The organism is Streptomyces sp. NBC_00872 (assembly GCF_045161915.1).
Classification (GTDB): Bacteria; Actinomycetota; Actinomycetes; order Streptomycetales; family Streptomycetaceae; genus Streptomyces.
In genome coordinates, this window is sequence record NZ_CP108806.1 from 7,094,266 (window position 1) to 7,107,414 (window position 13,149).

The 13,149-nt window shown below is 70.3% G+C and carries 9 protein-coding genes; 7 read left to right on the forward strand and 2 right to left on the reverse strand.

Going from position 1 to position 13,149, the window contains the following annotated elements; all coding sequences use genetic code 11:
* Nucleotides 1-66 precede the first annotated feature (66 nt).
* Nucleotides 67-546 (forward strand): hypothetical protein, encoded by a 480-nt coding sequence (locus OG214_RS30330; protein WP_363079331.1) that lies wholly within the window; start codon nucleotides 67-69, stop codon nucleotides 544-546.
* A 131-nt stretch (nucleotides 547-677) separates the two neighbouring features.
* Here OG214_RS30330 and OG214_RS30335 read toward each other — a convergent pair whose 3' ends face one another.
* Nucleotides 678-1,604, reverse strand: a complete 927-nt coding sequence (locus tag OG214_RS30335) for a DUF4231 domain-containing protein (RefSeq protein WP_405987660.1) — start codon at nucleotides 1,602-1,604, stop codon at nucleotides 678-680.
* Between the two features lie 230 nt (nucleotides 1,605-1,834).
* Here OG214_RS30335 and OG214_RS30340 point away from each other — a divergent pair, with 230 nt between their 5' ends.
* From OG214_RS30340 to fxsT, 5 genes are all read left to right on the forward strand, one after another.
* A complete protein-coding gene (locus OG214_RS30340) occupies nucleotides 1,835-1,999 on the forward strand; it encodes an FXSXX-COOH protein (protein ID WP_106409647.1) in 165 nt (54 codons plus the stop codon).
* Nucleotides 2,000-2,008: 9 nt separating this feature from the next.
* Nucleotides 2,009-4,288, forward strand: a complete 2,280-nt coding sequence (fxsBH, locus tag OG214_RS30345; protein WP_405986527.1) for a radical SAM/SPASM protein FxsBH, inactivated beta-hydroxylase extension form — start codon at nucleotides 2,009-2,011, stop codon at nucleotides 4,286-4,288.
* A complete protein-coding gene (locus OG214_RS30350; protein ID WP_363079328.1) occupies nucleotides 4,281-5,081 on the forward strand; it encodes an AAC(3) family N-acetyltransferase in 801 nt (266 codons plus the stop codon). Before fxsBH ends, OG214_RS30350 begins: the two co-directional genes overlap by 8 nt.
* Nucleotides 5,082-5,194: 113 nt before the next feature.
* A complete protein-coding gene (gene fsxC / locus OG214_RS30355; RefSeq protein ID WP_363079327.1) occupies nucleotides 5,195-6,526 on the forward strand; it encodes an FxsC protein in 1,332 nt (443 codons plus the stop codon).
* Entirely contained in the window at nucleotides 6,510-10,442 is a 3,933-nt protein-coding gene (gene fxsT, locus OG214_RS30360; RefSeq protein WP_405986528.1) for an FxSxx-COOH system tetratricopeptide repeat protein, read from the forward strand. The genes fsxC and fxsT overlap by 17 nt, the downstream gene beginning before the upstream one ends.
* Nucleotides 10,443-10,512: 70 nt before the next feature.
* Here fxsT and OG214_RS30365 read toward each other — a convergent pair whose 3' ends face one another.
* Complete coding sequence (locus OG214_RS30365; protein WP_363079325.1) at nucleotides 10,513-11,379, reverse strand: alpha/beta fold hydrolase; 867 nt, start codon at nucleotides 11,377-11,379, stop codon at nucleotides 10,513-10,515.
* A gap of 392 nt (nucleotides 11,380-11,771) precedes the next feature.
* Here OG214_RS30365 and OG214_RS30370 point away from each other — a divergent pair, with 392 nt between their 5' ends.
* A complete protein-coding gene (locus OG214_RS30370; RefSeq protein ID WP_405986529.1) occupies nucleotides 11,772-12,854 on the forward strand; it encodes a S1 family peptidase in 1,083 nt (360 codons plus the stop codon).
* Nucleotides 12,855-13,149 lie beyond the last annotated feature (295 nt).

A 13,149-nucleotide genomic window follows, 5' to 3' on the forward strand; every position in this document is an offset into this window, starting at 1 on the left:
GGTCTTGCGCGGTTCTGAGAGACTGTCAGGGTGGTCGGCCACAGGGTGGACGGGGGCTGTGGAGCAGTGAAACGTATCGGAGTGACCGGTCACAGAAACATCCCGGCCGAGGCCTACGCGCACATCAGGGCCGCCATCCAGTCCGTACTCCACGGCCACCAGGGCTCGTTGGAGGCACTGTCGAGTCTGGCCGCGGGCGCGGACCAGCTCTTCGCGGTCCTCGCCCTGGACCGCGGCGCCCGGCTCACCGCCGTCATCCCCAGCGGTGACTACGAGGACGGCTTCGAGGACCCGGCGGAACTCGCCGGCTACCGGCGGCTCAAGGACCGGGCCACGCTGGAGGTGCGGATGGCCTTTCCGCACTCCACCGACGAGGCCTACTACGCGGCGGGGACCTATATCGCGGACCACTGCGACCGTCTGCTGGCGGTCTGGGACGGCCTTCCGGCCCGCGGCCTGGGCGGTACGGGCGACATCGTGCGCTATGCCCGCGAGCGCGGAAAGCCCGTGACGGTGATCTGGTGCGAGGGCGTCGAGCGCGCCTGAGAAAGCCGCGCACAGCCGCGGACAGGCGCGGACAGCGGCGGTCACAACGGCCGGGTGCGGCGGTCGTCGGCAGCGGCCGTCGACAGCGGCCGGTCACAACGGACATCACCGGCCGTGCGCCGCCGCTCGGCTCAACTCCGGTGCCGCACCAGCCAGTCGGTGTGCTGCGGCGAGACGATGCGCTCTGTCTCGTACACCGCGTTCGCCCACTGCTCCTCGGTCACCATCGTCTCCATCGCCGTATGCATCGCCGCCAGATCCTCCTCGACCAGCGAGTGCGCGGAGATGAGGGGCTGATGGCGCCGTACCTCGCTCCACGCCAGACAGGCGGCGGCCGACGCCGACAACAGCCCCAGTACGGCCGGTGATTCGGCGACCGAGAAGGTCCGCAGTGTGGCCAGGACGAGTGCCAGCAGGGTCAGCAGGGCGATGGTGACCGACCAGAGCGTGGTGGCACGGCGTGAGATCACCGTTCTGCGGTGGTACCAGTTGCGCTGTTCGATCAGCCGGTCCCTGACATAGGTCTCCTTGCGCACACTGAACGGCTTCTCGCGCAGCAGCCGCATGGGCCCCGTGACCAGATCCCCGACCGGTCCCACCACTCCGGTGACACTCCGGGCACCGCCCGAACCGTCACGCGGATCCTCCCAGCCGACCTTCTTCAGCTCGTTGAGCCCCGCCTCCATCCGGGTGGTGAACAGTCCCGCCGCGTCGGTGGCACCGGAGTCGAAGGGCGCTCCGTGCACGGCGTACCGCCATGACAGCGACTTGATGAACTCCGCGGCGGAGCGGTTGAGTTGCCAATGCGACTTTGCTCGCTGGCCCGCGGAGCGAAAGGTGAACAGAAGCACTCCCGCGTACGCCAACGCGCTGAGTGCGCCGATGAGTTGGAACGAGCCCCCCAGCTTCCCGCCCCAGGGGAGCACCGCCAGCGCCGCGCCCAGGACGAGCAGCAGGAGCTGGAGGCGGGTCGCCTGGACGGCCTGGCGCTGGCGCGCGATGGCGATGGCGTCCGCGTGATGGAAGAGAACCGGCAGATCAGCGTTTCGGAAGACCATGCTGTGCAGTGGTCCGCGTAACTCGGCCATGCGCGCCCCCGTCTGCTGTTTTGTTGTCACCCGATAGACGGAACGGTGTGTTCCGATCCGCCTCGTGAATTCCTCGCAACGCTTTCGTCTCGGCCGCGAGTGCCGAGTTGCCGCACGAGTTCATGAGAGTAAAGTCGAGCCGCTGACACTGCAACGGTGCGGTGTCTCCTCTTCGGACAACATCACCAAGGACGGCCGTCGTGACCTATCAGACCTCTGTCACCTTCGCCACTGCGAAGAAGAACAGGACTCCCCTCGCGGAGATCGACGTACGCGACGCCGGTGTCGCCAAGAAGCTCGGACGTGTACTGCCCATGCCCACCGACCGCACCGCGCGCGTTTCGAGCTTCAATTCCGCCCTCTAGACTGGCGTAATGACAGGACCCCTGGTCCCATTTCGCGAGATCGTGTTGAAGGTCCACAGCAGGTGTGATCTTGCGTGTGACCACTGCTATATCTACGAACACGCCGACCAGAGCTGGCGCACCCGCCCCAAGGCGATCTCTGACGAGGCGATCTCATGGACGGCTCTGCGACTGGCAGAGCATGCCAAGGCCCATGCCCTGCCCTCCGTGTCAGTGATCCTGCACGGAGGGGAGCCTCTGCTGGCGGGGCCGGAGCGGCTGCGACGCGTGTGCGAGGAGCTGACCAGGGCCCTCGACGGAGTGGCCGGACTCGATCTGCGGATCCACACCAACGGGCTCCAGCTCGGCCCCCGCTATCTCGATCTCTTCCTGGAGTTCGGCGTCCGGGTGGGTATCTCCCTGGACGGCGACAAGGCGGCCAACGACCGCCACCGCCGCTTCGCGGACGGCCGCAGCAGCCATCCGCAGGTCCTGCGGGCCGTCGGCCTGCTGCGGCAGGAGCGCTACCGCCCGCTCGATCTCGGGCTGCTGTGCACCATCGACGTGGCCAACGACCCGGTCGCGGTGTACGACGCGCTGGCCGCGCTCGACCCGCCCCGGATCGACTTCCTGCTGCCGCACGCCACCTGGGACGACCCGCCGCCGCGTCCTGACGGTTCGGCCACCGCCTACGCCGACTGGCTGCTCACCGTCTTCGACCGCTGGGACACCGCGGGCCGGCCGATGCCCGTACGGCTCTTCGAGTCGGTGCTCTCCACCCTGAGCGGCGGTCCCAGCCTCACCGAGTCGCTGGGACTCGCCCCCACCGATCTGGTGGTCGTGGAGACCGACGGCACACTGGAGCAGGTCGACTCCCTCAAGAGCGCCTACGACGGCGCCGCGGCCACCGGCTTCGACGTCTTCGCGCACTCCTTCGACGAGGTCGCCGCGCACCCCGGGGTACGGACCCGGCAGCTCGGGCTCGCGGGCGTCGGTGAGACCTGCCGGCAATGCCCGGTCGTACGCTCCTGCGGCGGCGGTCTCTACACGCACCGCTACCGCTCGGGACCGGCCGCCGCGGGCACCGGCGCGGGGGACCCGGGAGGCTTCGCCAACACCTCGGTCTACTGCGCCGATCTGGAGGCGCTGATCCGCGGGATCGAGTCCCGTACGGCCGCCTCGCTCGTCCCGCCCGCCGTCGCCGACACCGGTGAACTGCTCGTCGCCCAGCAGGAGCTGACCCGCTCGCTGCTGGCCGGACTGCACGCCGAACTCGCCGGCCGGGGCGGTGACATCTGGCAGGAGGCCTGGGAGCTGGCGGCCACCGTCGAGCGGTACTCCGACGGCCTCGACGAGGTGCTCGCCCATCCCTACACCCGCGCCTGGCTGATCGATTCCGTGGCCGCCCTGCGCGCGGAGCGGCCCGGCGCGCTCGCCACCGCGCTCCGGTTCCCGGCGTATGTGGCCGCCGCGGTCGTCCGGGGCGGCCTGGATCTGCCCGTACGGATCGGCTACGGGGACGGCGACGGCGGGCTCCATCTGCCCACCCTGGGCACTCTGTGGCCGGCCGGTCCCGGCGAGCGCGGAGAGGCTGAGGTGCGCGCGGCCGAGGTGCGCGCGGCGGAGCAGGGCTTCGTGGTGCGGACCGGCACCGCGGAACCGCTTGTCGTACGCCCGGACGAGGCCACCCCGTACTGGCGCCCGGTGCGCCGGCTCGGGCGGGACGGGGCGCCCGATCTCGCGCTCGACGATCTCGACCCGTACCGCGACCGCTTCGGCGTCCCGGTCCATCCCGGGCTCGGCCCCGACGAGGCGGCCGACTGGAGCGACCGGCTGGCGGCGGCCTGGGGGCTGCTCGGGGAGCGGGTGCCGGAGCAGACCGCCGAGGCCGGGGCGACGCTCTCCACACTGACCCCGCTGCTCTCCGCCGGGCGCTCGGACGGCGGTCATGGCTACGGCAACGGCTGCGGCTACGGCGCGCTGGGGGTCCCCGTACACGGCGGCGCCGGGGAACTGGCGCCCGTGCTGCTGCGCGCTCTGCGCGGGGCCAGGCTGCGGGCGCTGACCGAGGTCGCGGATCTCTACACGCTGGACGGCGAGTGGCACAGGCCGGCCCCCTGGCAGGAGGAGCCGGTCCCGCTGTCGGCGCTGCTGGCGGGCGCGTACGAACGGGTGGGGCTCGCCGCGTACGACCCCCGGTACCGGGACCAGGCGCGCCGCGCGCTGGACACGCTGGAGGACGCGGCCGAACTCACCGTCAGCGGGAAGAGCCTGCTGACCACACTCCGGGAAGAGGCCGACCGTGGCTGAGACGACGACGACCGACGCGCAGGCCGGGGAACCGGCCGGCGAACTCGCCGGGGAACTGGCCGCGCTGGGAGTCACGGACGGTACGACCCTGCTCGTCCACGCCTCCCTGCACGACACCGGGCTGGACGCCGACACCCTCCGTACGGCCCTGCTGACGGCGCTGGGCCCCGACGGCACCCTGGTCGTGCCGGCCTTCACCGAGGAGAACTCCGACACCTCGGCGGCCCACTTCGCCCGGATCCAGGGGATGACCCGCAGGCAGGCGGCGGCCTTCCGGGCCACGATGCCGGCCTTCGACCCGCTGACCACACCCTGCGCCGCGATGGGGCGGCTGGCGGAGTCCGTGCGTACCGCTCCCGGGGCCGTCAGGAGCACGCATCCGCAGACCTCCTTCGCCGCGATCGGGCGGCGGGCGGAGGAACTGCTGGCCGGCCATCCGCTCCAGAGCCATCTCGGGGAGGACTCACCGCTCGGCGCCCTCGTCGCGGCGGACGCGCGTGTGCTGATGGTGAATGTGGGTTTCGCCGCCTGTTCGGCATTCCATCTCGCCGAATACCGTATCGGCGCTCCTCTGCGCTCCTATCACTGTGTGGTGAAAGGGCCGGACAACAGCGCGCGGTGGGTGGAATATGAGGACGTGAACCTCGACGACAGTGATTTCGAGGCGATCGGGGCGTCATTCCCCTGGGATCTGGAACGGAAGGGACAGCTCGGCGGAACAACCGCGAGGTCGTTCTCGATCAAGGACGCCGTCGCCCACGCGGAGTCGTGGATGACTGAAAAGCGGTCTTGATTGACCGAACGGTACGGGGAGGAAGGGGCTCGGTTCCGGAATGATTGGTTCGCTCATCTCCGTGATTTCCAGGGATTTCATGGGGGTGATCGCTCACACAGGACGGGGGTCGTGTGCAAGCGTCATCGCACCAACGGGCGGCTGACCATCGGCCGTACTTCTTTCTCAGTTACGCGCACACGCCGAGGGACGGTGCGGGGGGTCCGGATCCGGACATGTGGGTGGAGCGGCTCTTCCGCGATCTGAGCGCCCATGTGATGGCCATGACGGATCTGCCGGCCGGGGCGCAGGCCGGTTTCATCGACCGGGAGATGCGCTCCGGCGAAGGCTGGTCGGAACGGCTGGCCGAAGTGCTGGCTACCTGCCGGGTGTTCGTACCGCTCTTCTCGCCGCGCTACTTCGCCAGCGAGATGTGCGGCAAGGAGTGGTTCGCCTTCGCCCAGCGGGTCATCTATGAACAGGCCAAGAGCAATCGTGTGGCGGAGGCGATCGTGCCGGCCCTCTGGGTGCCGGTGCCGCCCCGTCAACTGCCGGGCCCCGCAGAGCGGTTGCAGTTCAATCACCGGGACTTCGGGGACCGCTATGTCACCGACGGGCTCTACGGTCTGATCAAACTCCGGATATTCGCCGAGGAGTACGAACGGGCCGTCTACGAACTCGCCAAACGCATTGTCAGTGTCGCCGGCACCGCCGCCGTCGGCCCGGGGCGGCCGGTCGACTACCGCAACGCTCCCAGCGCCTTCGGCACGAGCGGCGGACCGCGCCCGATGCAGGTCACCGTGGCCGCGCCCACCCGCCACGACCTCCCGGCGGGCCGGGCCTCGCACTACTACGGCGGAATGGCCCAGGACTGGAATCCGTACCACCCGGACTCGGTGCGGCCGTTGGCCTATGTCACCCGGGATCTGGTGCGGTCCCTCAACTACCAGGCGGACATCCTCTCCTTCGACGAGGTGTCCGTACCGCAGGAGGGCAAGCAGTCGCCCACCCGGCCGGAGATCCTGCTGGTCGACCGGTGGGCCCTGCGCGACGAGGAACAGCGCGAGCGGCTCGCCGCGTTCGACGCCGAGCACCGGCCCTGGGTGAGCGTCGTCGTCCCGTGGAACCGCGACGACCGGCAGAGCAGGGCCGAGGAGGCCGAACTGGCCGAGCGGTTGGAGCAGACCATGCCGAGAAAGATGGGCCAGGGCCGGGCCGCCTGCCGGGCCGCCGCCAAGGGCGTCCCCAGCATGGAGGCGTTCGGCCAGATACTGCCGCAGGTCGTCGAGTCGGCGGCCCAGCAGTATCTGAGACACGCGGCGGTCTATCCGCCCGCGGGCGGCAGTCACACCGAACGGCCGCGGCTGCGCGGCCCGATGGCCGCCGAGTACGCGACGACGCACTACATCCCCGAGACGCACGACCTGGCGCCCGATGCGGAGGACACGGATGACAGAACGTCGTGACGGACGCATCGTCACCTTCTACTCGTACAAGGGAGGCACGGGCCGCACCATGGCCCTGGCCAACACGGCCTGGATCCTCGCCGCCAACGGGCAGCGGGTCCTGGCCGTCGACTGGGACCTGGAGGCACCCGGTCTGCACCGGTTCTTCCACCCCTTCCTCGACCCCTCCACCCTGGGCGCCACCACCGGCGTCATCGATCTGATCACCGAGTACGCCTGGGCGGCGACCAGTCCGGTGGAGCGCCCCGACGACTGGCACCGTGACTACGCGCGTATCCAGCCGCACGCCGTCTCCCTGACCCCGGAGCATCTCGGCTGGGAGTTCCCGGCCGGCGGCACACTCGACTTCGTCTCCGCGGGCAAGCAGAACCGTGAGTACTCCGCGACCGTCTCCACCTTCGACTGGGACAACTTCTACGACCGGCTCGGCGGCGGCCACTTCTTCGACGCCCTGCGCGACGACATGAAGGCCCACTACGACTATGTCCTGATCGACAGCAGGACCGGTCTGAGCGACATCGCCGACATCTGCACCGTCCATCTGCCCGATGTACTGGTCGACTGCTTCACGCTCAGCGACCAGTCCATCGACGGAGCCGCCGCGGTGGCCCGCCAGATCGACGAGCGCTACGGCGGCCGCGGGATCCGGATCTTCCCCGTACCGATGCGGATCGACGAGGGGGAGAAGGAGAAGGCGGACGCGGGGCGCGCGCTGGCCCGGCTGAAGTTCGACCGGTTCCCCGGCGGGCTCACCGGGGAGGAACTTACCGCCTACTGGGGCGCGGTGGAGATTCCGTACCGCCCCTACTACGCGTACGAGGAGACCCTCGCGACCTTCGGTGACGAGGCCGGTCTCAGCAACTCCCTGCTCTCCGCGTTCGAGCGGCTGACCACCTATGTCACCGAGGGCGCCATCACCTCGATGCCCACGGTCGGCGAGGAGACCAGACTGCGGATCAGGGACGCCTTCACCCGGCGCAGGCCCACCCTGCCCGCCGATCTCTTCCTCAGCTATGTGGCGGAGAACCGGATGTGGGCCGACTGGATCGAATCCGTGCTCACCCGGGCCGGCTTCCGGGTCGTCCCCCGCGATGTCTCGACGGGCCCGGCCGCCCTCGGGAACCCGGCCGCCGACAACGCCAGCCGTACGGTCGTCCTGCTCTCCAGCGCCTATCTCAAGTCCGCGCGGGCCGTGGACGTATGGGCGCGCGCGGCGTCCGAGGACCCGGGCGGGGCCCGGCGCCGGCTCGTACCGCTGCGGGTCGGCGACGTCCGGCTCACCACCCCGTACATCGACCGCAACCCGGTGGACCTCTTCCGGCTGGACGAGGTGCACGCCACCACGGCGCTGCTGCGCGCGCTGGAGCGGCCCGTACAGCTCACCGACGCGGTCTCGCCCGGCCCCCGCTTCCCGGGCACCGTGCCCAAGATCTGGAACGCGCCGGCCCGCAACGCCGGATTCACCGGGCGCTCCCTCGTCCTGGAGCGGATGCGCGACCAGCTCGGCGGCGGAATGGCCGTGGTGCTGCCGCAGCCGCAGACCCTCTACGGGCTCGGCGGGATCGGCAAGACCCAGGTGGCGCTGGAGTATGTGCACCGCTTCATGGCCGACTACGACCTGGTCTGGTGGATCTCGTCCGAGCAGACCGCCGATGTGGTGGCCGGACTGGCCGAACTGGCCGTACGGCTCGGGGCGCAGGGCGGCGAGGACATGGCGGCCGCCTCGCAGGAGGCCGTCGATCTGCTGCGGCGCGGGGTGCCCTCCTCGCGCTGGCTGCTGGTCTTCGACAACGCCGACGACCCCGAGCAGATCCAGCGGTTCTTCCCGCCGGGCGGCCCCGGGCATGTCCTGGTCACCTCACGCAACCAGAGCTGGTCGCAGTACGGCGACGCGCTGCCCGTCGATGTCTTCCTGCGCGAGGAGTCCGTCGAACACCTCCAGCGCCGCGCGCCCGGACTCTCCACCGAGGACGCCGACAAGGTGGCCACCGCGGTCGGCGATCTGCCGCTCGCCGTCGAGCAGGCCGCGGCCTGGATCGCGGAGACCGCGACACCCGTCGCCGAGTATCTGGACCAGCTCGCGCAGCAGGCCCCCAGCGTGCTGGCGCTCAACCAGCCGGCGGGATATCCGGAACCGGTCGCCGCGACCTGGAACATCTCCATCGAGCGGCTCAAGGACCGCTCGCCCGCCGCGGTACGGCTGCTCCAGCTCTGTGCCTTCTTCGCCCCGGAACCGATCTCCGCGAACCTCCTCTACAGCAAGGAGATGATCGAGGCGCTCAAGCCGTACGACGTCTCGCTCCAGGAGACGCTGGTCCTCGGCCGGGTCATCCGGGAGATCGGCCGGTTCGCGCTGGCCAAGGTGGACCAGGTCGGCAACAGCATCCAGGTGCACCGGCTGGTCCAGGCGATCATCAGGGCGCAGCTGAGCGAGGAGGAGCAGCGGGACGCCAGGGACGCCGTGCACCGGATCCTCGCGGGCGCCAGGCCCGACGGCGACGAGCCGATCGACAACCCCGCCACCTGGGAGCGGTTCGCCACGATCTGGCCCCATCTGGCCACCTCCGAGGCGAGTCTGTGCCGGCGGCCCGAGACCAGACGGCTGATGATCGACCGGGTGCGCTATCTGTGGAAGCGCGGCGATCTGCTGGCCGCCTTCGCGCTCGCCGACGAACTGCGCGCGACCTGGCGCGAGACGCTCGGCAGCGACGATCCGCAGTATCTGTATCTGCGCTTCCACCTCTCCAACATCTTCCGCTCGCAGGGCCGTTACGTGGAGGCGCGCGAACTGGACGAGGAGACCCTCACCCGGCAGCGCAGGGTGCTGGGGCCGACCCATCCGCATACGTATATGACCACCAGCGGACTGGCCATGGACCTCGGCACCCTCGGTGAGTACGCCAAGGCGCTGGATCTGGCGAAGGAGGCGCACGAGGGGTTCAGCGGGATCTTCCACGAGTCCCATCCGAGGACGCTCGCCGCCGCCAACAACCGGGCGCTGAATCTGCGGATGGTGGGGCGGTACGCGCAGGCGCGCGAGATGGACCAGGACGTCTTCGACCGGCGGACCGAGGTGCTCGGCCCGGACCATCCGTACACCCTCTCCTCCGCCACCAGCCTGGCGCGCGATCTGCGGGAGATCGGCCGGTACGAGGACTCGGTCGCGCTGCTCACCCGGACGTACGCCCTCTACAAGGAGCAGCTCGGGCGGGCCTTTCCCGGCACCCTGGCCGCGGCCAAGAGCCTGGCCGTGTCGCTGCGCAGGGCCGGCCGGCTGGAGGACGCGCGCCGGCTGACCACGGCCACCCGTAACCGCTACCGCGCCAAGTACGGCGGCGAGCCCAACCCGGACTCGCTCGCCTGCGATCTCAATCTGGCCGCCGACCACTTCGCCGCCGGGGAGCCGGTGGCGGCCCGGGATCTGGCGCAGGAGGTCGTCGACCAGTACCTCCGGGTGCCGGGCGAGCGGCATCCGTACACCCTCGCCGCGATCAACAACCTCGGTGTCTACCAGTGGGGCTGCGGCGCTCCCGAACTGGCGGAGCAGCTTTTCCAGGGCGCGCTGCGGACCATGCGGGAGGTGCTGGGGGACGACCATCCGCACACGCTGTTCTGCACGGTCGGTCTCGCCAACGCCATGGCGGATCTGGGCGAGCTGGACGAGGCGCTGGTCACCGAGCGCGGGGCCGTCGCGGGGCTGCGGGTGGCGCTGGGCTCGCACCATCCCGAGACGCTCGCCGTCGCCTCCAACATGTGTGTGACGCTGGGGGCGCTGGGGCGCAAGGACGAGGCGGCGCTGCTGCGCGCGGAGACGGTCGAGGAACTGGTGCGGCTGCTGGGCGAGGAGCACGCGCTGACCCGGTTCGCGCGGGACGACCGGAGGGTGTACCGGGATCTGGAGCCGCTGGCGGTGTGACCCCGGCCGGGGGCCGTCCGTCCGGCGGGGGCCGTCCGCCCGGCCGCGGCCGGACGGACGGCCCCCGGACTCAGTCCTGGAGCAGCCAGGTGAGGATCCGGGGGAGGGCGTGCAGGGCGTCGAAGTGCGCGGCGGCCGGTTCCAGTACGACCGTCGCGCCCGGGATGCGCTCCGCGAGCCAGCGGGAGTGGCCGACCGGTGAGAAGACGTCCTTCTCGCCGTGCCACAGCAGCACCGGTCCCTCGATCCCGGCGGGATCGAAACCCCAGGGGCTGCAGAAGGCGAGGGCGTCGTCGATCCAGCCGTACGCCGAACCCCGCAGCCCTTCCTGGTAGTTGCGCAGCAGCATCGTTCTGACCCCGGCGTCGGAGACCACCATGCGGTCGGAGTCCGTCAGCTCTCTGCGCAGATCGTCCAGCAGCCGCGCCGGGTCCTTTCTGATCGCGTCCGCGCGCGGGATGAGCCGCGCGGCCACGCCGTCCGGGTTCCTGGAAGCGGTGGTGTACTCCAGGACGTTGGAGGCGGCCATGCCCTCGAACCAGTCGAGCCCGGCCGCGTCCCGCGGCGCGAGTGTGACCAGCGCCGCGGTACGGGTCACCCGGTCGGGCATCAGCGCGGCGCAGGCCAGGGCGTGCGGAGCGCCGCCGGAGCGGCCCACGACGGCGAACCGTTCGAGCCCGAGGGCGTCGGCGATCGTCGCCACGTCCTGGGCCACATCGGCCACACTGCGCCCCTCCAGCCGGTCGGAACCCCCGTATCCCGGGCGGTCGTAGGCGATGAGCTGCATCCCCCGCTGATACAGCACCATGCCGCGTGGTGCGGGTCCCAGCCTGCTGCCCGGTGTGCCGTGCAGCAGGAAGACAGGTCTGCCGCGCGGATCCCCCAGACGCTCCACCATCAGATGCCGTCCGTCCGCCGCGCGCAGCCGACGTCGCAACTCCTGCCCCCTTTGTCATATGCGCCTCGGCCATGACCTCGGCACAGAGCTGTGCCCTCCGTACAAGAGCTGTACAGGAGCCCGGTTCATGTTGATTGTCCCGGGCCGGAGCCGATTGCATAAGGCCGATCCGCGCTCCTGTGGGGGCGGATTCAGGACAGGACTAGTCCTCACCCACCGATGACACAGTAGTTGCACCGAGTGTTCGCAAACGGAACGGACACTCTCTGACCTCGGCCGCCCGACAGGCCCGCCACCCGGCCGACTTGTGGTGCGCCCGTCCTGAAGTCGGCCTTGTGTGCGGTCGGTCGGTCTCGGAATAGTGGGCGCCTCATCCTCTGTGCCAGGTCACCCCACATGATCTGGCGCGGTCCCCCCACAGGAGGTCGACCTTGAATCATCGGCGCATATCGAGGAAACGGGCCACGATGGCGGGCGGTGCCGTGATCGCACTGGTCGTCGCGGGATTCACCTTCCAGACTGCGAACGCCAGTGAGGAAACACCACGGTTCAGCGTCAAGACGCTGACGGCCACGGCGGCCGGAAATCTCGCCTCCGCCCTCGGCGAGGACCTGGGCGGCGCCGCCGCCGGTTCCTACTACGACGCCAGGTCCGGGGCCCTGGTGATGAATGTCGTCGACGAGCGGGCGGCCGAGACCGTACGCCAGGCCGGCGGCAGGGCCAGACTGGTCCAGAACTCCCTGGCCGAACTGAAGAGCGCCCGGCAGACCCTCGTGGACCGGGCGGCCGTCCCCGGTACGTCCTGGGCGGTCGACCCGGTGACCAACAAGGTGGTCGTCACGGCCGACCGTACGGTCACGGGCGAGGCGTGGGACAAGCTCAGCGGTGTGGTGGAAGGGCTCGGCGGCACGGCCGAACTCAGGAAGACGGCGGGGGAGTTCAAACCCTTCGTCGCCGGCGGCGACGCCATCACGGGCGGCGGCGGGCGCTGCTCGCTCGGCTTCAACGTGGTCAAGGACGGCGCTCCGTACTTCCTGACCGCCGGACACTGCACGGAGGCCATCCAGACCTGGTCCGACGCGCAGGGCACCGTGATCGGGACGAACGAGGGGTCCAGCTTCCCGGACAACGACTACGGCCTGGTCAGGTACACCGCCGACGTCGCGCACCCGAGCGAGGTCAATCTCTACGACGGCTCCAGCCAGTCGATCAGCCAGGCCGGCGACGCGACGGTCGGCCAGCAGGTGACCCGCAGCGGTTCCACCACACAGGTGCACGAGGGACAGGTCACCGGGCTCGACGCCACCGTGAACTACGGCGGCGGTGACATCGTCAACGGTCTGATCCAGACCTCGGTCTGCGCGGAGCCGGGCGACAGCGGCGGCTCGCTCTTCGCGGGCGGTACCGCGCTCGGACTGACCTCGGGCGGCAGCGGCGACCGCTCCTCGGGCGGCGTGACGTTCTTCCAGCCGGTGACGGAGGCGCTCGCCGTATTCGGCGCGCAGATCGGCTGACACCACCCCGCGCGCCCACGGAAAGGGCCCGGATCACCACGAGTGGTCCGGGCCCTTTCCGCTGTGCGCGCGGAGACCCTTTCAGGGTGTATGTGTCTTTATAAGCCGTACGTCCAGGGGTGACGAATATCTCGCGGCGGGCGGATACGGCCCCCTCGGGGGAGTGGTCGCCCCAACTCCATTGCCGGGCGCGGGAGTGGCGGAGGCGGCTGTTTCCGGCCGCCCGTCCGGAGTGGCGCGGTGGCGGTCCCGCGGGGCGGTCACGCGTGCGGCCGGGTCGTTGACCGGGGACGAC